This window comes from Paenibacillus pabuli NBRC 13638, assembly GCF_001514495.1.
GTDB lineage: Bacteria > Bacillota > Bacilli > Paenibacillales > Paenibacillaceae > Paenibacillus > Paenibacillus pabuli.
The window spans coordinates 1-21393 of sequence record NZ_BCNM01000004.1 but is presented as its reverse complement, the minus strand read 5'-3'; the positions used below and the strand labels follow the sequence as shown (position 1 = coordinate 21393).

Here is a 21393-nt window from a genome sequence, read left to right as displayed (position 1 = left end):
TACCGGGAGTTCCGCTATCTCGAAGCGGCAGGAGGCAGCTTCAACTCCGCTGTAAGCAAGTCAGACCACCCGGGTCGGTCAAGTTCAACGAGACGGCGATAACGCTTTTCCCGGGCTAGCAGTTGTTCGTGAGAACCCTGCATGGTAATCTGGCCATTTTCCATAAAAATAAGTTCATCCATCCGTTCCGCTCCCATCAGGTGATGGGTGACCCAGATCATTGTTTTGCCCTGCATGCTGTCCAGAATCGTCCGCATAAGCGCTCGCTCCGTCACAGGATCAAGTCCTACCGTCGGTTCATCGAAAATAACGACAGGCGTTTCGCGAAGAAGTACCCGAGCCAGTGCAATCCGCTGTCTTTCTCCACCAGAGAACCGAAGTCCCGTCTCCAGCATCGGAGTATGGTAGCCTTGTGGCAATGATTCAATCAGGTCGGATAAACCTACTTGCGCAGCCACTCGCTGGATTTCTTCGTCTGTTGCATGTGGACGTCCGATCCGCAGATTGTTGGCTACCGTTGTATCAAATAGATGCGGACTTTGGTTCAGCACGGCAATGACATCCGTTATATTTTCGCCCATCGATCCTACCGGAAGATTATTAATTAATACATTCCCGGCGGATGGAAGCAACGCACCCTGAATGAGCTTCAGAAGAGTGGATTTCCCACCGCCACTGCGACCGAGAATAGCCAAGCGTTTGCCCTGAGGAAGATGAAGGGATACCTCCTGCACTGCAAATGGAGCATCTGGCGTATAACGATAACTCACCTGATCGATCTGAATGTCGGCTCGCAGCCTAGGCGGAATGCGTAAGCGAATACGTCGGTCCGAAGCTCTTTCCGCAGGATTCAGGGAACCCAACTGCGGTACGGTTACCGGATTACTGGGTACCCCTGAGGTCATATCTTCTTTGGCTCCGGCTGCTGCATTCGCTTCTTCGGTTCCAGACTGATCCGGCTTATGCTCTTCACCTTCCAAGTGCTGCAATCGTTCCAGCGATTCACGATACTGCGGGATATGCTCCACTGCATCTCCTACAGGCAGCATTGCTTCCGTGAGTGGAAACAGGACCAGCACAAATGCTGCAATCATGACTGCAGGCAGCTGTCCGGCAGAAGCCGCACTTCCCGCCCATAAGGTCACGAATACCACCATCAACCCAATCACGCACTGCGCAACCAGATCACGCCAGCGTGTCCATTGCCGCAAGCGGAGTCGAATCATATCTGCCTGCCCTTCGGACTCTTCCTGCCGACGTACAAATTCTTCGGCTCGTCCACTCGCTATCCAATCCCCGAGGCCAAGCACACCATCGGTCAGACGCGTATACAACTTGGCATTCTCCCGTTTCAGCCGGACCCGCAACTTCCACGTCACTCGGAGAGAGATGGCAGGCAGCACGGCAACCAGAAACAGCATATATAAACCCATCCACAGTGCAAAGCCCAGATCAACGCTGCCAAAGGCCACAACAGCTCCACCATACATTACAAGTGCCGTAACCGCCGGAAATACCGTGCGTAGGTAAATATCCTGCAATCGTTCTACATCCTCTGCGAGAGCACCAAGTACGTCTCCCGTCTGCATGCGAGAGCGCAGGAACAGTGCCTGCGGCTCCAAAATCCGATACAGCTTCACGCGCTGATCCGCGAGTATACGCAATACCGCATCATGTCCAGCCAAACGTTCAATATACCGGAATACGGCACGGAAAATCCCAAATGCACGAACACCCACAATGGGTACATATACCATCAAAATATTTTCCGGACGGAGCGCCGACTTGGAGATCAGAAATCCGGAGGTGAAAAGCAGCAGGACGGCACATAGCGTAGCGCAAATCCCCAACGCAATGACTGCTATGAGTCTCCAGCGGTACTGTGCCACGTACGGAGTGATCCAGCTATTCTTTTGGTCCCTGCTCCGGGCTGTTTCTGTCTGCTCATATCCGGCTTTCATCTTACACCGCCTCCATCTGGGCCTGAATCATCTGGTAATATACGCCTTGTCGGGCCAACAATTCCTCATGTGTTCCCGCCTCTGCAACCGTGCCACCATCCATCACAATAATGCGGTCCATATGGGGCATCCAGTGCAGTCGATGTGTTGCCAAAAACACCAGCTTACCTTCGAACAGCGGCAGCATCGTCTGTTTCAGTTCATACTCGGTCTCCACATCCAGATGCGCAGTCGGCTCATCCAACAGCAGGATCGGGCGTGCACTAAGCAAAGCCCTCGCCAAAGCAACCCGCTGTTCCTGTCCTCCACTGAGCTGCCTTCCCCCAGCCCCAATGAACTCATGCATCCCATTTGGCAAGGAGGAAGCCAGCTTATGCAAACCTGCAGCGTGAATGGCTTTAGCCACCCCCGCATCCGAAGCTTCCGGCACATAGAACCGAACATTATCCGCCAGACTTCCACTGAAGATCGTTGGATGCTGCGGGATGGCCGCCGTTTGTTTTCGCCAATCTTCCATCATCTCTGGAGATAAGGGCCGCCCGTTATATAAGATCTGACCTGAAGTAAGCGGCTGAAAACCTGCAATTACATCCATCAAGGTCGATTTCCCCGCTCCGCTCGCTCCGATAATGCCTACTTTGCCAAGACCGGAAACTTGAAACGTCACATCATTCAGCGAGCATGGCCCCTCTTCTTCATGCCGCACCTGTACATTGGTAAGTGCCAGTCTGCTCGTCGCCTCCCAAGACAGTTTGGATGAGGAAGCAGCGGCGACACTTCGGGCGTTTCCATCATGCAAGACCACCCGTATGGTGGATGCGGATACGTCGCCTTGACCAAAAGTAGGCTCAGGCGAAGAGAATTCTCCGTTCTTTTCTGACACACCATGTAGAACAGCACTCGTGTATGCTTCCTTTTGCTTAAGTTCAGCCAACTTCCCTCGTTCAATCATCTGACTGATCGCTTCCCCCGCCTCTTTGCCGTCCAGTGTGGCGTGGTAATCTGCGCCTACCATTCGAACAGGCAGGAAGTATTCCGGTGCGAGAATGAGTACGGTCAGCGCTGGTCCAAGCAGCATATGTCCTTCCGTCAGACGCAGCCCCAACCCAACCGCCACCGAAGCCACCGACAGCATGGTGAAGAAATCGAGTGCGAAGGAGGATAGAAAAGCCATGCGCAGGGTAGACATCGTAGCCTTGCGATAACGCTGACTGACCCGAATGATCGTCTCTCCGTGCTTGCTGCTTTGCCCCAGTGTTTTGAGTGTTTCCAGTCCCCGCAGCGTATCCACAAAATGGTTCGCCAGCGCTTTGTACGACTTGAACTGTCCATCGATCTTGCGCTGTGCAGCCAATCCCACCAGAATCATAAACACGATCAGGATCGGCAGCGTCAGCGTCAAAATAACCCCGGACATCATATCCAGCTTGAAGACATAGAACAGAATAACGATTGGCGTGAACCCCATCCCCAGCATTCGGGGAATAAACAGTTCCAGATACGTCTTATACTGGGCTGTTCCTTCGCGTGCCAGCGTTACCAGATGCCCTGTTCCTTCCGTCTTGGCAAAACGCGGTCCCAGCCGGAACCACTGCTCCACCATCTGTGTGCGCAGATCGTTTCCTGTCTTCTCCGCGTACCGCGAAGCGATGAGCTGCAACCAGAAGGATAAGGCATAGCGGGCGGCAAAAGCAGCCAGGAACAATAGCAGTACGGGGTACTGCTCCGTTACGGGTGAACCTCCAAACAATGCCGTAATCGCCTGTGCCAGCCATTTGGCCTGCATGATAATCGTCATCGCCTGCAGCAGTACCAGCGCTGAAGCCAGCGCCAGTATCGGCCGGATGCCCGGCAGCTTCAGCAGCCCCCGTCCCATGTCAGTACTCCAGGTGATGCTTATCGTTCAGACGTTTGCGGAAAATGTAATAACTCCAGATCTGATAGCCGAGTACAAACGGAAGCAGCGTACATGCCACAATCGTCATTACTTTCAGCGAATAGGCGCCGGATGAAGCATTGTAGACAGTCAGGTCAAACGCCGAACCCATGGAACTCACCATGACCCTTGGGAACAGACCGATAAATACGGAGGCAAACGCGATGGCAATCACGGCTCCCGTCATGCCGAAGGCCCAGGCTTCACGTTTCTGACGCACGAAGTAAGCGGCCAGACCCAATGAAGCAGCACCCAGGACAACCATAATCCAGAGGGCCCAGCCGCGTACGGCAAACACATCGGTCATGAAGTATGTCATCACAGCGTAAACCGCGAGGATCGCGGCCAGCGGCAGCATCAGTTTTTTGGCTGTATTCAAGGCACGTTCTCTAAGAACTCCGACGGTCCGCAATGAAGCAAACAGCAGACCATGCACCAGACACAACAACGTCACGCTCAACCCACCTACCACCGTATACGGATTGACGATGTCCAGGAAGCCGGGACGAAGCTGCATCTGTTCATCAATAGGCAATCCTTTCATCAACGTTGCGAACACAACCCCGAACAGGAATGGCAGTAACGCACTGGAGACTACGATGATGATGTCCCATGTTTTGCGCCAGCGTTCATGTCTCATCTTGCTGCGGAATTCAAAGGCAACTCCGCGGCCGATCAAGGCCAGCAGCACCACAACCAGCGGCAGATAAAAACCGCTGAACAGCGTGGCATACCAGTGCGGGAAGGCTGCAAACATGGCACCCCCCGCTGTAATCAGCCACACCTCATTGCCATCCCAGAACGGACCGATCGAGTTGATCAGGGTACGACGTTCGCGATCCGTTTTTCCAATTATCGAGGTAGACATGCCCACACCAAAATCAAAACCTTCCAGAAAGAAAAACCCAACAAACAAGACGGCAATCAGCAAAAACCACAATTCACTTAGTGACAACAGAATAACCCCCATCCACGCCGAACGGATCGGCCGATTCATCATGCTCCTCCGGCTTTTCGACTGCATATGGCCCTGCCTTGATTTCACGAATGAACAGATAGACCATCACAATGCCGAGAACGGTATAAGCTGCTGTAAAAGCAAGGGTGGAGAACAAAATCTGGCCTGCGCTTACGTTCGGGGATACCCCGGCTGCGGTTGTCATATAACCAAAAACCGTCCACGGCTGCCTTCCCACCTCAGTCATAATCCAGCCCGACGTATTAGCGATAAACGGCAGGGAAATGGCGAACACCATCAGACGCATAAACCACTTGCCTGCTCCCTCCAACTTCCGGCGCATCGCCAGGAATGTACCGTATATCGCTAGCAAAATCATTAATCCGCCCGCAGCAATCATGATGCGGAAGCTCCAGAATGTTGTCCGTACGGGTGGAATATAGTCCCCTGGTCCATACGTTTGCTCATACTCTGCTTGCAGTTCCTTCATGCCTTTGACACTGCCGGAGAACTTGCTATAGGACAGATAACTGAGCAATCCAGGGATTTTGATCTCGCCAGAATTCTCCTGTTTGTCCGGATCGATAAAGGCTACCACCGTCCATGGGGCAGGGTCTTCCGTCGTCGTCCATGTTCCTTCACTGGCTGCCATTTTCATCGGCTGCGTCTCCACCAGATATTGCGCCTGGAAGTGACCCGAGAAGGCAACACCCAGCGAGGAAACCAGGCCAATAATGATCGCGATGTTAAACGATTTGCGGAATATCTCTACATCCTGCTTCTTCATCAACTTGTAGGCACTAATTCCGGTTACCACAAATGCACCTGTCATCAGGGCACCAAAGATCGTGTGCGGGAATTCTACCAGCAGTTGACCATTCGTAATCAGTGCAAAGAAGTCATTCATCTCGGCGCGGCCATTATTAATCTCGAAGCCAACCGGATGCTGCATGAATGAATTGGCTGCCAGAATCCAGAGCGCGGACAGGAATGTGCCGACAAATACCAGCCAGATACAGGCCAAGTGCACTTTTTTGGACAAACGATCCCATCCGAAAATCCAGAGTCCAATAAAGGTAGACTCCATAAAAAACGCCAGCAGCGCTTCTACAGCCAGTGGCGCACCAAATACATCCCCGACAAAACGGGAGTACTCCGACCAGTTCATGCCGAACTGGAATTCTTGCAGAATGCCTGTGACTACACCAACGGCGAAGTTAATCAGGAACAGTTTGCCCCAGAATTTGGCCATCGTTTTGTAAACTTCCTTACCCTTCACTACGTACAACGTCTCCATAATGGCTACCAGCAGCACCAGGCCGATGGACAGCGGCACAAAAAAGAAATGGAAAATCGTTGTGAGCGCATATTGGATACGCGATAACATAATCGGATCCATACCGTTACCCCTTCTTTCTGTTCACATCGCAGTATTCGTATTCGGCATTGAAGCCCCTGCTTCCGTTTCTGTCAGCCAAACACGTATTGATGAACGTATTGTGCCAGATTGACTATTTTATACATGTGACAATTATCACAAAGCCCGCCATGACAGCAAAAAAAAGTGATGACGGTCACACAATAGATAAAATTAAGCCTAATCTTTCGGCTTGCCAGCTTCGTCTATTCACGGAAGATGCTCATGTTTGGGACGGAACGCCCATATGTTAGTGTCAGGCATAAAATACGCTGGGCAAAAAATGGCATTACATATTGAATCATTGGATTATCAAGTGAGGTGATTTATCAATGGAAGAGCTGTCTCCAATCCCGGACCCGGAGCCTCGTCAAGGGATAGATTCAGAACAGTCAAGTACAGCCCTGCCTACCTTTCGTTATGTTCTTTTCCCCCGTAAGGGAGGATGGTCTGCTTTTCCCTATCCACACATCGCTGCTCTGATGGTCGCGGAAGGGCCCGTCTACTATGTCAGCAGCCTGGAGCGCTCCGAGGAAATGCCTGCGAATATCACCGTCATCACGCTTCCCGAAGCAGAACAACTGCTGCAGGAGCCCCGTACGGTTGCCGTGATTACTCATCCCTACTGGCTGACCGCAGCAGCTTCACTTGATTCGGAACACTGTATTGTACTGCTCCCAGAGCCCGTTGGCGAAGAAGCGGAGTCCCCCTTATGGGAGAGCTGCATTTCAAGACTGGTCGGCATTGCCGACCTGGTAGGCACCTCATCGGAAACGCGCTATATGAAACTGTTATTCCAGGGTGTACGTGCCATCTGGCTGAATGGGGAGGACGCAACCCCTGCTGGTTCCATGCAAAAGGAAGACCTTGAAGTCCCTCTCCGGGACTATGAACTGCTATTCGTGCATGCGCTGCGACAGACCCTCTCGGGTGTTCAGGATACGGTCACACAGCTGCAATGCAGTGTTCGTGCAGACTTCTATCGCCAGCTTCGATCCAAAGCGGGAGCGCATGAGACGATTTCCTTTTTATTGGCGGCCTATGAATATTTGCTTCAGGATTCCAGAGCAGCCCTTTCGCTCAAGGAAGCCTTCACCCATGCGGTAATGAACGGGAGAATGGATTCGGTGAGTTCCCACTATCGGTTCCTCTCTGCAATTCATGCAAGAGCCGGCGAAATCGAGAATGCTTTGCAAGTCTACGGAATCAGTGCAGGTAACGAAAAGGAGCGGCACCATTATGAACAGCTCTGCCGCTGGCTGGAGGCCGGGGAGGAACAGCTTGTTCGGGCCGAACTGCTGCGTCTGAATGATGATTATGGAAACGCATTGCATATCCTGGATGAACTCGGAGGCGAAACCGCGCGTCATTGGAAATTTCGCATCTATCAGGAGACAGGACGCGTGGAAGACGCATTGGCTTTGGTTAACGCAGTGGATGTTGAGGATAAAGCCAGCCGCAGGGATTATCAGCAATTGTCCGGTCTAGCGATGGCACTGCGCGGAGAACGCCATGGTGCAGTGAGGCAATTCCTGGAGACGGCGTTGGAGGATGAAGATGCACTTGCACGAATCGTCGAGATGGAGCTGCTGGATCATGCCGTTCAGCAATTGCTGGGGGAGGTGCCATGATGCTGGACCCGAAGAAGCGCAGACAACATGTGAATGGACCGATGGTGCATAAAGATATACGATCCGAAACAACTCATACTCCAACTGAAATGCCGGAATCGCTGCATGCTAAAAACGCGGAAACAGACGCTAACCGTCTGGAAAATGCGCAGAGGACGTTGGACATCCGAAGTCAGACGCACCAAGGATATGCGACAGACGAGCAAGGAGATCCGGGTGCTGAAGAGCATCAGGTAACCCACCCAAGCAGGGAGCCGTTTTCCATTCGTCGGGTTCGGAAAAGTCAGGACAATAAACTGACCGCCATGCTTCAGGTGCGTAACGAGCGCGGGCGATATCTGGAGGAAGTGCTGGACGATCTAAGTGAATTCGTGGATGAGATCGTCATTGTGGACGATGCCAGCACAGATGGAACACCCGACATATGCAGAGCCTATCAAAATGTCGTTCGTCTGGAGGTACTGGAAAAGCCTTTATTTGCTGAAGAATGGCGATTACGCAATGCCCTGTGGCAGGCAGCCGTGGGTACTGATCCGGATTGGTTACTCTCCGTAGATGCCGATGAGCTGTACAGTACCGAAGCCAAGAACGCCATACGTTCACTGATTAACCAGGAGCACTCCGACTGGATTGCCTTCCGGTTCTACGATATGTGGGGCGGTCGAACCCACTATCGGGAAGATAACCTTTGGGGGCTGCACCGACGGCATACCGCTTCACTTGTCCGTTATATGCCGGGTTATCCCTATTTTTATCCGCAGCAAAATCATCATGTGCCTCGTCTCCCCTTGCCCTGTACCGTCCTGCCCGGAATCAGCACGGAATTGAAGGTTCAGCATCTGGGCTGGGCAGGAAGCTTGGAGGATCGGGTTCGGAAATATTTGCGTTACAAACGAATTGATCCACACGGCGAGTGGGGCAGCCTTGAGCATTATGAATCGATTCTTGATCCCGAGCCTCGACTGATTCCCTGGAAGGAGGAGCGGTGAAATGGGTGTAGTCAGCATTTTGACACACAGCTTTACCGATGGCTATAACCGGGATTTCAGCCGGGTGTTCGGGGGCGGTCTGGAGCGTTATATCCTTGACTTGTGCAGTGTGATCCGCGGATTGGGACATATTCCCGAGGTCCATCAGCTGTCCTATTTTGAAGCGTTTCAAACCCGGACGGAACAAGTTGATGTATATGGCTATGGCTATGCCTACGATATGAATGATGTGCCCGAAGCTTTTGCCCGTATGGCTGCGGCGGCGCGAGGGCCCATAATCTATGCCAGCTGTCTCTGGCAGCCCATTGTCTACAAACCGGGCAGTCTCGGCATCTGCCACGGCATTAACTGGGATCGGCCCAGGCTGCCACTGGAGACCAAGCAGCAAGTCGCCGAACATATTCAGCAGGCACTGGATGGACTTGTACGCATCGTATCCGTGGATTCCCATTTTCAGACCTTTTGCCGCGCTGCATGCACGTTTACCGATCCCGGCCAGGTCGTTCTTATTCCCAATGCAGTGGATACGTCTTTCTTTACACCTGCTCCGCCCAGACGAACGTTCAATCATGAACAGGAAGAAGAATGGCTCGCCGCATGGAAGAAGGATCTTGCAATCCAGGAGGAGCCTGTCGAAGCTGTCATATCAGGGTGGAATGCTGTGTCATCCATGAGGGATAGAAGTGATGGAGGCGGCGTGGTGCGAGTGGACAGATCCGAGGTGACCGTAATCGCTGAAGAATTGGACGCGGCAGATACGAGACAGGGTCCAGCTGGTCGGCAGCCAAATGGGCTGACAGGGGAACATTTATTGGAGCAGGGCGATGACAAAACAGCTACGATCCGCGAGAACCTTTCTCGTCCCCTGCGTATTCTATATCCGCGACGCATCAGCATGGAACGGGGTATTATTCCAATGATGCTGGCAGCTGACCGACTGCTAGGTGCCTTTCCGGATCTCGAGATCGAATTCGCAGGAGAACTGGTCGAAGGCAGCACGGTGGGACGGTCCTTTCGTTATTGGCATCGCACGCATCCCCATGCGGATCGAATCAAACATCGCACGTATGATTTTCGGGATATTCGCGAGGCCTATCATCAGGCTGATATTGCCGTCATTCCAACCGTCTTCTCGGAAGGAACATCCTACGCTTGTCTCGAAGCGATGAGCTGTGGACTTCCGGTTGTAGCTTCCAATGTTGGCGGGCTGAACGATCTGATTCAGGATGGCTTTAACGGGCTGCTGGTACCTCCAGGGGAAGAAGCGCTGACCGCCGCGCTGGTACGTCTCGTTCAGGACAGAGCCGAGCGGGAGCGGCTGGGGATCTATGCCCGCGAGACGGCACTGTCTTACGATATCTCCCATTGGCGGCACAGATGGAGTACGGTGTTGGAATCTTTTCTGGCAGAAGCAGGATTAAAGGAGGGAATTCGGGGATGATGGATACGCCTAATGCAGCGGAATTCATGGAATCGAGATACATTCGGGAAGGTGATCCCAGAACAGATACGTTGGTCTTTCCACTGCATCCTGCGTGGTGGAGCCGTCCGTACGAGTACGAATGGGCACGCCAGTTTGCACGGCAGGAAGACGTCGTGCTTGATGCGGCCTGCGGCATATCCCATCCATTCAAATTCTGGCTGGCAGAGTACTGCCGGGAAGTTCATGCCTGTGATTGGGATGAGCGCATTCTGTCCAGAGAAGCGATCCGGCTGGATATCGCATCCGATTTTGGTGAACAGGCAGCACGTGACCTGCCGGAATCAAGCCTGGACCGACTGCATCTTGCGCAGGCCAATCTGGCTCAGCTTCCGTATGAATCCGAGAAGTTTGACAGCGTATTCTGCATCTCTGTGTTGGAGCATCTGGATACAGGCACGATGCTGCGGGCCTTTCGCGAATTCGCCAGGGTGCTGAAGCCGGACGGACGGTTAATTGCCACGTTCGATGTGCCCGAGATGCGACCTGACCTGCTGGAGACGATTATGGCTGTGACCGGACTGACAATTGAGGGCAAGCTGAGCGTGAAAGAACCCGAGGATGCCATCTGGTCTGACATGTACGGCCCGGCAATCCGTTGTTTTCGTGCGGTGATCCGCAAACAGTAATGGGGATGGACAAACGGATCATAAATCATAGATCAATTTTAAATCCTTAAATCCTTTGAGGACCGAAGTCGTTAGAGATGAACCAGCAGCATTCTGCATTGGTTGGCGTAGGCTTCGGAGGATGCTGCGCCGGGAGATGTCAGGCGCAGCAGGGCGCTCAGGCCCGGCGGGATTGTCGTAGCCGGGCTGCCGGAGGCGGCAGGTTGCCGTGCAGTGACTTGGGCCCATTCGGCCCAATCACGCGCAGCAGCCCACAGCGGGCCGCAGGCGAAAGCGCCGCGAGCAGACGCAGCCATGCGGCCCAGGCGCCTACGCCACTGGGCGGGGCCGCCTGCTGACAGGCCTTGCGCCGCGGGTTGAAACTCATGGCTGTCGGACTGATTCCTGCCCAAGCTCTCCTTTCAGCTCTAACCGCCGGGGATGTTTCCCCTCCCATAAGATACGTTGCAGTATAATGCCTGCCAAACCAATAGCCAGTGTTGCCATGCCGATATATTGAAATGTATGGCTGGCCCCTGTCGCCCGAATTAATGCTCCGCCTGTAAGTGGAGCAACGACCAGTACAACACTGGAAAGCGAGTTTTGAATACCGAATACACGGCCTACATAGGCAGGAGGGGTTTCTTTTTGCAGCAAATAATTCAGCGTCACCATAAACAGGCCATTGCCTAATCCAATGCACAAACCCCAGATTATAACCCAAATCTCGGACGTTTGTGGACCGAGCCAGCCCAGTGCTGCTATGCCCACACCGATCAGCAGGTATCCTCCGCCCAACCCCCAGCCATATCCGATTCGAGGCAGCCGATTCAACAGTAGAATGATGACAACTGCACCTGCTCCCGCCGATGATCCCATCCAGCCGATCAGAGCCTCGTTCCCCGGCTTGATCTCCCGGAACAACGTCGTAAACTGGTAATCAATCATGAGAATAGCCATTAATCCAACGCAACCAAACAGAATCGTACTCAGAAGCGTACGGCTGCTTATAATAAAGCGCCAGCCTTGCTGCCATTGGGTGAACAGTGGTTCCGCGGACTCCTCCGCTCCCAAAGGGCTCCCATCCAGGGCAGAGGGTTCGGAAGGTTCCTTCTTCTCTGTTAAATGCCGTAAAGGCCACAACACTGCTCCGGATAACAGGCGCGTGCAAGCGTTAATGAGAATGCAGACTTGCGGTGAGAATACAGCCAGAGTAACAGCGCCTAGCAGCGGTCCCGCAACTTTGGAGCACTGGTTCACAAAACCATTCATAGATGATGCCTGGAACAGATGTGCCTCCGCCACCACCTGCCGTGTCAACGCCTGCTGTGCAGGTACATGAAATACACCCATCATGGCCCGTATGGCAAGAAGCGGTAGCAGCCATGCCGCACTCGGCGCGAACAGAATGGCAATCGTTAGAAGAACAGTGATCAAATCACATATCATCATGATCTTCACCTTATGCAGACGATCAGCCAGTGCACCTGCAACCGAGCCCAGCAATATGCCTGGCACAGCCATACATACCGGAATAAGTGCTATGATCAGCGGATCAGCGCCCCAACGATAAGCGACCATCACCTGGATAGCGAGTGCATCAAACCAATCTCCAAAAGTTGCGAGCGCATACGCAATAAACATCCGCATGAAGCGGATGTTGGTCCATATGCTTTTGGATGAACCATTGGATGAATTCGAAGAAAGATTGGATTCATTTGAGACCGTGTTCATTTTTGTGGTTCCTCCCCTGATTACAGCCTTGCTGCTGACTTGTATGTTCCTTGGCTGTAATCATAAGGGTGTTATATCAGAGGAAGATCAGAGGACGGAGGAAACGGGGATAAAAAAGCGCGGATTTCACTCACAATTTGCTGACCATAAGCAGGCACACCGTAATTTTTGGAGATGTCCGCATACACTTGACGGTATTTAGTACGAAGGCGTCCCTCTATCCGGTGTTGGGCCATAAACAGCAGGATCTGATATGCGGAATTCAAATATAACGGTGCATTTAGGCTCATTTTCAATACGTCCAGACCATCGTCCATTCTCGGCTCTGCCTCACGTGTTCGGCCTTGTCTGAGCAGCCACAATCCTTCCATCACCTGAAAACGTCCGATTTCCCGCAGGTATGGCGCATCTTTCAATCCTGAACGCAGGACAGCCATCTGGTCCTCTACCGCTTCACCGCTGCCACCCCACAGTTCCACATACAACTCGGAGAGCTTTACCGGAATTTTAAAATTGATCAGCTTATCCGACTCCATGATTTCATACGTCTCCAAGAGCTGCAGTTTGGCTCGTTCATACTGGCCCACCTCTGCATAGACTTCAACAATGTTCAGAATACGGAGTTCACGAAGCTGATCGGCAGACAATGCGGATGAATTCAGAGCCTGTTCGTACAATGGCAGACTCTCTGATGGTTCAATCAGGGCATGTGTAAAAATGAGCAGACAGTACAATCGTTCCTTGAATGGGATTTCCGTCGTTGTACTCAGCCATTCCAGATCCCCCTGGATAAAGTGGGTGTATAGCTTATAAAATGGATCAATCTCAATGCCCAGTACTTCTTGCTGATCGAGCAGCGTGAGCATCGATTTCCCCTGCCCATACAGATGATATTTGCGGAACAAGCCATGAATCGCATCTCGCATCTCCTGATCTTGAGCGGAGGGGTTAGAGGGCATTAACGTATCGGAGCGAATGGTAAGCCGGTACCCATAACCACGCACGGTATCCAGCACAATTTCTTCCCAATGTCTCAGTTTCTTGCGCAAACGGTATATATGATCATCCACAGTCCGTTCTACCGGATACTCCAGGGGCCATACCCGGTCTAGCAGTTGACTGCGAGTGAAGGCTTTTTCCTTGTTTTTGTACAGAAAATACAGCAGCGCAAATTCCTTCGCCAGCAGGCGAACGGAATCCGTACGCTGGGTTACGGTATATGTCCCTTCATCAAAGTGTAACGACATGCTTGACCCCTCCTGTGTATGCTTGCTAATTTGTGGTCCTTATCCTGTCCAACATACCACAAAAAACCTTTGCGAGAACGCAAAAGGTTTTGTGAGAAAGGGGGACTTGGTCTTTTTTTGCTGAGCGCTAGGCACCCCCGGATTTAACCCAGCACCACGCGATCATCGGCCATTTTTTTACCACTGATGCGTTCAAATTCACCAAGCAGTTCGGATACAGTCAACGTGCGCTTGCGTTCTTCACTGACGTCCAGAATAATCCGGCCTTTGTCCATCATAATTAGACGATTGCCCAGACGAATGGCCTGTTCCATATTGTGTGTGACCATCAGGGTTGTGAGTCTCATCTCTCGTACAAGCGTTTCGGTCAGCTCTGTGATCAGTTCCGCACGAGAAGGATCAAGCGCAGCCGTGTGCTCGTCCAGCAGCAAAATCTGCGGCTGGGTGAACGTTGCCATCAGCAGACTGAGCGCCTGGCGTTCACCACCGGACAGAAGGCCTACTTTGGCATTGGGGCGTTTATCAAGCCCAATACCGAGCTTCTCCAACTGGGCGTTGAAAATCTCCCGTCTTGCACGGGTAACTCCAAAGCCCAGTCCGCGGCCCTTGCCGCGTTTGTACGCCATCGCCATGTTCTCCTCAATGGACATATGCGGTGCCGTACCTGCCATCGGGTCCTGAAAGACCCGACCAATCCAGCTGCTGCGCTTATGCTCAGGCAAGCTTTTGATGGAACGGTCATTGATCAGCACATCGCCCATATCAGGCTTCATGACACCTGAGATAATGTTCATCAATGTAGATTTCCCCGCGCCGTTACTGCCAATCACCGTCACAAAGTCTCCCGGATTCATGGTCAGATTTACACCAACCAGTGCGGTCTTCTCGTCCGTAGTTCCTGGATTAAACAATTTGGTTACTTGTGTAATCTCAAGCATAAATCACATGCCTCCCTTCGCCTGTTGGCTCGACGAGCCCATAAGCTCCTCGGTTCGTTTGCGGGCGAGACTTTTCTGCTTCATGGAGCGCTGCATAGTTGGGAAAACAAGTGCGATAATAACGATCACCGCGGTGATTAGCTTCAGATCAGATGTATCAAACCATTCGACCTGGAGTGCGATCGCGACTACAATCCGGTAAATAATTGAACCGACAACGGCCGCAAGTGTGGCCCAGAATACGGTTCTTGCACCCAGAATGGCTTCCCCGATAATAACGGAGGCCAGCCCGATAACGATCATCCCAATCCCCATCGTAATATCTGCAAAACCGGATTGTTGTGCGATAAATGCTCCGGACAGCGCAACAAGTCCGTTGGACAGACTGACACCAACAATGGTGGTGACATCCGTATTCGCGCCAAAGCTGCGGATCATGCGTTTGTTGTCGCCCGTTGCGCGCAGTGCCAGACCGATATCTGTTTTCATGAACAGATCCAGCATAATTTTGAATACCAACACAACCACGATAATGATGATCATGACATGCTCACCCGAGAAAGGGTTGTCCACGCCCATAATGGATTTATTCGGTGCACCCAGAATACGCATATTAATTGAATACAGAGCGATCATCATCAGGATACCGGACAACAGACCGTTAATTTTGCCTTTGGTGTGCAGCAGACCTGTACAGGCGCCAGCCACCATTCCTCCAGCCATTGCTGCCAAGCAAGCGAGCCAAGGAGAGAAGTCGTTGGATATCATGACCGCCGCGATTGCGCCTCCTGTTGTAAAACTTCCGTCTACGGTGAGATCGGGGAAGTCCAGTATGCGGAATGTAATATATACACCTAATGCCATGAGTGCATACAACAATCCAAGCTCGATTGCCCCTTCAATTGAACCCCAAGTCAAATTCACATTGCTTCCTCCCTGTCTATCGAAAAGAGTGAGGCGAACCCGTTGCTCGTCCGCCTCGCATCCGTACTGCCGGAGGATCTCCCGGTCAGATTATTGAATAATGTTGTTGTCCTGATCCTTCACTTCTGCCTTCATCTCATCGGTAACGGTGATGCCTTGAGCTTCAGCAGCCTTCAGATTCAGAATCAGATCCAGCTTGTCCGGCACGGTGACTTTCATGTCACCCGGTTTCGTCCCATTTTTCAAAATATCCGCAGCCATTTCACCAACTTGGTAACCGTGGTCGTAGTATTTGAAGCCTACAGTTGCGAAAGCCCCTTTTTCCACCGTATCCCGGTCACTGGAGAAGAACGGAATTTTATTTTTGTTCGCTGTCTGGATGATTGTATCGACTGCGCTAACTACCGAGTTATCCAGCGTAATATAGAAGGCATCCACTTTGCCGACCAGAGAATCAGTTGCCTGTTTTACTTCCGAAGTATTGGTAACAGGTGCTTTGACCAGCTTGATATTGTGTGTGGCCAGCGCTTTCTCCGCATTGTTCGCCATTACAACCGCATTCGGTTCGCCCTCGTTAATAACCAGACCTACCGTCTTCACATCCGGCAAATATTTGGCGATAAAATCAGCCAATTGCACGATCGCCTCCGGGTTCGTATCCGATGCACCGGTTACGTTGCCGCCTGGTTTGTCCATGTCACTCACCAGTTTGGCACCAAGCGGGTCCGTCACTGCTGCGAACAGTAAAGGCTTGTCCTTTACTTGTTGAGCCAAAGCCAGTGCGGATGGTGTTGCAATCCCAAGGATCAGATCGTTCTTCGAATCGCCGGCAATCTTCTGGGCAATGGACAGGTTGTTCGTTGAATCGCCTTGCGCGTTATTGTAGTCAATCGTCAGGTTCTTGTTCTCTTCAAGACCAGCATCCTTCAGTGCTGCTATAAATCCTTCACGTGTAGCATCCAGCGATGGATGCTCGACAATCTGGGAGATCGCGATGCGATATGATTTTTCTGCCGCGCCCTCACCTGTTGTACTGCCTGATCCCTCGGACGTTGTGCTGCTGCCGCTGTTATTGCCGCAACCAGCCGCTACAATCATGGATGCAACCATCATCAGAGACATTACGAATTTCTTTTTCATGTGTGAAAACCCCTCTCCATCTTCTAAAATGTGGATACCCTTATCGTTATCCAAGTGACACGATAGGGCGAGACAAAACGAACGCTTCAACGCATTGTTGCTTTGATCGACAAAAGCAGACAAATATAGACTTTTCTCATGCGACTGAAGTCCATGACCCGTGTTGATATTTCAGTGTTTCCCTAATATTAAGGTGCGACCTGTTTCCCGTCAATGGTTGAACCGCTTCCAATTTGGTTTCATTGCAGCTACGTGAGAGAAAACATTACATAAAACAAAAAAAGGCCCTGCAAATTTGCAGTGAGGCCTCTGTTAAGAATAAGGTATACGACTGGTTGAAGAGAAAATAAAAATTATTTTTCTTTTTTCAAGTCTTCTAGTTCAGATAATGTTAGCCCGGTAGCTTTGATAATGGTTTCTTGATCAGTACCCAAAGTAAGCATATTGATTTCGATTTTTCGCCTACTCTCTGCTTCTCCTTCTTTGATCCCTTCTTCGATTCCTTTTTGGATGCCTTCCTCCAGGCCTTTCTTGAGACCTTCTTCTCGTGCGCCCTCAATCATGGATGCTTCATCTCGCAAAAATTTCTGACGTGCCTCGTATTGTTGCCGTGCCTGCTCGTCCTGACTCAGAAACTCCAACACACTCATGGCCTTTTTCAAAGCAGGTACTTGCAAAATGAACAGTATATATCTGCTGAAGTATTAGCAAATATAAAGATGCGAACATACATTAGATGTTAGTTCTATTATAACACGCATCGCCATATGAAAATAGCGTTTTTACGTAATTCATAATCAAAAAAAGAGACTGTTTCGAGTGTTCGAAACAATCTCCATCCATTCATTTAATTCCCAGCCGCTTCCCGAATTTGATACGTGCATTTTTTACCGCCATCGGCATAACATTCGGTGCGCTCCACATCGGCCTGCAGCAATGAACGGAACAGCTCCAGTTCACAGCGGCAAGCCTGTTTATAAACACTCGCTACCTGCACAATAGGGCAGTTCAGCTCGGTAAGCACATAGGTGCCATCCTCTTCCTTGGAGGCATCGGCCATATAACCATTTGCATTCTGAATACGAGCAAGTTCCTCGACACGTCCTGCCAGATCCTGGCCTTCCATCTGCGGCTGTCCGCTGCGAAGCAGCTTATCCCGCCGACTCTCGAACAAGGCATCCACAACACCACTGCCTGCAGAATCCGACAATTCCTCCAGCAGCTCCAATGTCAGTGATGAATATGATTTCGGGAAAAAGTTATCCCCGCGTACCGTCAGATGATACACCGAGGATGGACGTCCAGCTGTAGCTCTGGCCTCCCGAACTTCGATCCATCCATCCTGTTCCAGTCCCGTCAGATGACGGCGAATCGCCATGCCGGTCAGACCAAGCTCAGCTGTCAGTTCCCTTGCAGTCATCGTACCCTGCTGTTTCAGCATGAACAATATCCGTTCACGCGTCGTTCGTTCCTCTTCGCGCTTCACGATCAGCACCTGCTCTCCCTGCCTATGCGGTTACGGGTGCTGCCTCCCGGCAGGCATCCGAGCAAAAGCGGTTATGCGTCTCTTCGCAATCCTCACAGCATACATGCTGCAGGTTGCAGGTTGGACAGTTAATATAACGGTCATGTGTGGTTCCACAGTGATAACAGCTAGCAATCACGATATCTTCATCCGTCCGGTTAATCGGCACGGAAATACGCTCGTCAAATACATAACATTTGCCATCAAACAAACGGCCCTGTACCTCATCATCCTTGCCATAGGTCACGATTCCGCCATCAAGTTGTGCGACGTCCTGGAAACCCTCATTAATCATGAACCCGGTCAGCTTCTCACAACGAATGCCACCAGTACAGTAGGTAATGATCTTTTTGTCCTTCATGTCACCCAGGTTCTCCCGAATCCATTCCGGGAACTCGCGGAACGATTCAACATCCGGACGAATCGCACCTCGAAAATGACCAATCTCGTACTCGTAGTCATTGCGGCCGTCAATTACAATGACATCCTCCTGTTGAAGATGCTCGTAAAATTCTTTTGGAGACAACCGTTTACCGCTAATTACGTTAGGGTCCAATTCTTCGTCCACACGGAACGTAACCAGTTCGGCTTTGTGACGAACAAATATTTTTTTGAACGCATGCTCTTCGACATCATCAATCTTGAATACCATATCGCTGAACAGCGGATTGGCATGCATATCCTTCATATACTGTTCGGTTTGCTCTGGCGTACCGGACACTGTGCCATTGATGCCTTCCGAGGCAATCAAAATACGGCCTTTTACACCGAGGTCCTTACAATATTGCAGATGCTCTTGCGTAAACGTCTCAGGGTCTTCAATCTTCACGAACTTATAATATAAAAGCACGCGGTACGCGCTGTTACACATGTGTATCACCTGTTCCTATTCCATGTTGTTATTGGCCGGATCACCGACAAGACTACAGCGTTGCAACCTTGCTTATTCAAAAGAAAATAAACAGCCGCCCGAAACATCGTCTCGAACTGCTGCTTTGAACATTCGACTTTTATTCCTGCATTCTAGTTTATCGGAACCGGAATAGCTTAGTCAATATAAATGTATAGAAAGGGATGAAAGTTATGGAACATTTCAACCATTAATGATGTATCTTTGGAAAATCCAAAAAAATATTTCAAATTTGCACTAAAATCGTATTCATTTTTGCCTTCCTATCCATTACACTATGCTCATCATTATATGGCTTACCACTGTGAACCAGGAAAGGTACAGTAGAGGGGAATAAACATAACGTTAACATATTTAATGGAAAATGGGGATGAGATCGTGAGTTTAACACTATTCAGGAAAGTAAGCATCATATGGTTGGTATTCCTGATCGGACTAAGTGGTCCATGGAATAATATCAGCATTGTACAACAAGCCCATGCCGCAGCCGCAGATCCCTACCTTGGTGAGATCAGATTATTCCCTTACAGCGCTGGCCCGACAGGATGGATGCCCGCCAGAGGACAGACGCTTCCTATAAGCCAAAATTCAACACTCTTCTCGCTACTAGGCATTAAGTATGGCGGGGACGGCACATCAACATTTTCCTTACCTGACCTTACCCATGCTGCACCAGAAGGGATGGGCTATTACATAGCTATGAATGGTATATTCCCTTCCCGAGACCCAGATGCTTTATACACCCGAAATGCTGTGTTAGGCGAGGTTCGCCTATTTCCATATTTCTTCTCTCCCACGGGTTGGTTATCTGCTGATGGGCAGAGTGTTAAGACATCCGTATATTCGGCTCTATATGAGATGATTGGTACAACCTACGGATCAGACAAACCAGATGAATTCAAGTTACCTAACCTCCCAGAGATTAATGGCGTACATTACGCTATATTTACGGACCCAACCAACCAAGCCGAGAAGGGTACAGGTAATGAGTTCATAGGCGAGATTATTCCCATGTTAGTCAGTCTTCCGATAAAAAACTGGATATTGGCGAATGGTTCCACTCTTGCCACCAACAATAATCAGCCCCTGTTTAGTCTGTTGGGCACCAAGTTTGGCGGCAATGGTTCGAGCGAATTTAAAGTACCCAATCTGAATGGCAGCCAGCCTGACCTCGTATATTACGTTTCAAATGAAGGAAAATTCCCCATTTTAGACGGTGGGCGACTTCCAGAAGCAGCCGAAGACACCTATACCACCAACCAAAACTCTGCTTTGATTGTGCCTGCGCCTGGTTTGCTAGCCAATGATAGCGATGCTTCTACCGCTATTTTGAAAAGTGGGCCGATGAACGGAACACTGGCACTGAATTCGGACGGAGCGTTTGCTTATACTCCAAACACCAATTATGTGGGAAGCGACAGCTTCACCTATAGTGCCAGCAATCCATGGGGGACAAGTATTCCGGTGTCAGTGACCATAACAATTGAGCAAACCACTCCTCCTATAGTCAACGGCATATCTGACGGTGGAATATATAATCAAACGGTAACACCTACATTTAATAGTGGTACCGCATTTCTGAATGGTGCTGCATTCCCGAGTGGCACTCCAGTTACGGCTGACGGGGTTTATAAGTTGGTGATAACCAACAGTATCGGCAGTACAACTTTGAATTTTGCCATTGATACGGTAGCTCCCGTTGTATCAGGTGTCACCGATAATGGAAAATACAATGAAAGCCCAACAATCACTTTTAATGAAGGAACAGCCACTCTGAACGGTTCACCCTTCAGCAGCGGGGAAACAGTTCAATCTGAAGGAGAATATGCACTGATTGTTACCGATAGTGCGGGCAATACCACAACCTTACATTTCAGCTTTTATACGCCGCGAACGATCAACTTTAACAGTAACGGCGGTTCTGAAGTAAACGAACAAAAGGTATCTTACGGTGACAAGGTTATGGTTCCAGCAGTTCCAACGAAAGCAGGATAT

The 21393-nt window shown here is 50.7% G+C and carries 17 protein-coding genes; 5 read left to right on the top strand and 12 right to left on the bottom strand.

Annotation, left to right across the window (positions count from 1 at the left end):
• Window positions 1-14: 14 nt before the first annotated feature.
• From cydC to PPA03S_RS07220, 4 genes are read right to left on the bottom strand one after another with little or no spacing between them, the layout of a single operon-like run.
• Window positions 15-1961: a thiol reductant ABC exporter subunit CydC gene (gene cydC / locus PPA03S_RS07235; protein ID WP_062321323.1), complete on the bottom strand. Its 1947-nt coding sequence runs from the start codon at window positions 1959-1961 to the stop codon at window positions 15-17.
• Window position 1962: 1 nt separating this feature from the next.
• Complete coding sequence (gene cydD, locus PPA03S_RS07230) at window positions 1963-3837, bottom strand: thiol reductant ABC exporter subunit CydD (RefSeq protein WP_062321322.1); 1875 nt, start codon at window positions 3835-3837, stop codon at window positions 1963-1965.
• A gap of 1 nt (window position 3838) precedes the next feature.
• The gene (gene cydB, locus PPA03S_RS07225; protein WP_062321781.1) at window positions 3839-4855 is read right to left on the bottom strand and encodes a cytochrome d ubiquinol oxidase subunit II; all 1017 of its coding nucleotides are present in this window, start codon (window positions 4853-4855) and stop codon (window positions 3839-3841) included.
• Window positions 4839-6254: a cytochrome ubiquinol oxidase subunit I gene (locus tag PPA03S_RS07220; protein WP_062321320.1), complete on the bottom strand. Its 1416-nt coding sequence runs from the start codon at window positions 6252-6254 to the stop codon at window positions 4839-4841. The genes cydB and PPA03S_RS07220 overlap by 17 nt, the downstream gene beginning before the upstream one ends.
• A gap of 350 nt (window positions 6255-6604) precedes the next feature.
• Between PPA03S_RS07220 and PPA03S_RS07215 the strand changes: the two genes are divergently transcribed.
• The 4 genes from PPA03S_RS07215 to PPA03S_RS07200 are packed head-to-tail and all read left to right on the top strand — an operon-like array spanning window position 6605 to window position 11001.
• The gene (locus PPA03S_RS07215; RefSeq protein WP_062321317.1) at window positions 6605-7903 is read left to right on the top strand and encodes a hypothetical protein; all 1299 of its coding nucleotides are present in this window, start codon (window positions 6605-6607) and stop codon (window positions 7901-7903) included.
• The gene (locus PPA03S_RS07210) at window positions 7900-8892 is read left to right on the top strand and encodes a glycosyltransferase (RefSeq protein WP_245683543.1); all 993 of its coding nucleotides are present in this window, start codon (window positions 7900-7902) and stop codon (window positions 8890-8892) included. Before PPA03S_RS07215 ends, PPA03S_RS07210 begins: the two co-directional genes overlap by 4 nt.
• A gap of 1 nt (window position 8893) precedes the next feature.
• On the top strand, window positions 8894-10333 hold the full coding sequence (locus tag PPA03S_RS07205) for a glycosyltransferase family 4 protein (RefSeq protein WP_062321316.1): 1440 nt from the start codon (window positions 8894-8896) through the stop codon (window positions 10331-10333).
• Entirely contained in the window at window positions 10330-11001 is a 672-nt protein-coding gene (locus PPA03S_RS07200) for a class I SAM-dependent methyltransferase (RefSeq protein ID WP_068964006.1), read from the top strand. The genes PPA03S_RS07205 and PPA03S_RS07200 overlap by 4 nt, the downstream gene beginning before the upstream one ends.
• Window positions 11002-11364: 363 nt before the next feature.
• Here the strand turns inward: PPA03S_RS07200 and PPA03S_RS07190 are convergent, their stop codons facing one another.
• From PPA03S_RS07190 to trhO, 8 genes are all read right to left on the bottom strand, one after another.
• A complete protein-coding gene (locus tag PPA03S_RS07190; RefSeq protein WP_062321312.1) occupies window positions 11365-12714 on the bottom strand; it encodes an MFS transporter in 1350 nt (449 codons plus the stop codon).
• Window positions 12715-12785: 71 nt separating this feature from the next.
• Window positions 12786-13961: a winged helix-turn-helix domain-containing protein gene (locus PPA03S_RS07185; protein WP_062321310.1), complete on the bottom strand. Its 1176-nt coding sequence runs from the start codon at window positions 13959-13961 to the stop codon at window positions 12786-12788.
• Between the two features lie 143 nt (window positions 13962-14104).
• Entirely contained in the window at window positions 14105-14899 is a 795-nt protein-coding gene (locus tag PPA03S_RS07180) for an ABC transporter ATP-binding protein (RefSeq protein ID WP_062321308.1), read from the bottom strand.
• A gap of 3 nt (window positions 14900-14902) precedes the next feature.
• Window positions 14903-15823, bottom strand: coding sequence for an ABC transporter permease (locus PPA03S_RS07175; RefSeq protein WP_082704042.1), 921 nt, complete (start codon window positions 15821-15823; stop codon window positions 14903-14905).
• 90 nt (window positions 15824-15913) lie between these two features.
• The gene (locus tag PPA03S_RS07170) at window positions 15914-16963 is read right to left on the bottom strand and encodes an ABC transporter substrate-binding protein (RefSeq protein WP_062321306.1); all 1050 of its coding nucleotides are present in this window, start codon (window positions 16961-16963) and stop codon (window positions 15914-15916) included.
• Between the two features lie 353 nt (window positions 16964-17316).
• Window positions 17317-17625, bottom strand: a complete 309-nt coding sequence (locus PPA03S_RS07165; protein WP_245683542.1) for an Rpn/YhgA-type helix-turn-helix domain-containing protein — start codon at window positions 17623-17625, stop codon at window positions 17317-17319.
• A gap of 185 nt (window positions 17626-17810) precedes the next feature.
• A complete protein-coding gene (locus tag PPA03S_RS07160) occupies window positions 17811-18449 on the bottom strand; it encodes a helix-turn-helix transcriptional regulator (RefSeq protein WP_062321771.1) in 639 nt (212 codons plus the stop codon).
• A 22-nt stretch (window positions 18450-18471) separates the two neighbouring features.
• Window positions 18472-19359: an oxygen-dependent tRNA uridine(34) hydroxylase TrhO gene (gene trhO, locus PPA03S_RS07155; protein ID WP_062321303.1), complete on the bottom strand. Its 888-nt coding sequence runs from the start codon at window positions 19357-19359 to the stop codon at window positions 18472-18474.
• 417 nt (window positions 19360-19776) lie between these two features.
• On the opposite strand from trhO, the gene PPA03S_RS07150 reads away from it, so the two are divergent.
• A partial coding sequence (locus PPA03S_RS07150; protein WP_245683541.1) for a tail fiber protein occupies window positions 19777-21393 on the top strand: 1617 nt, incomplete at its 3' end.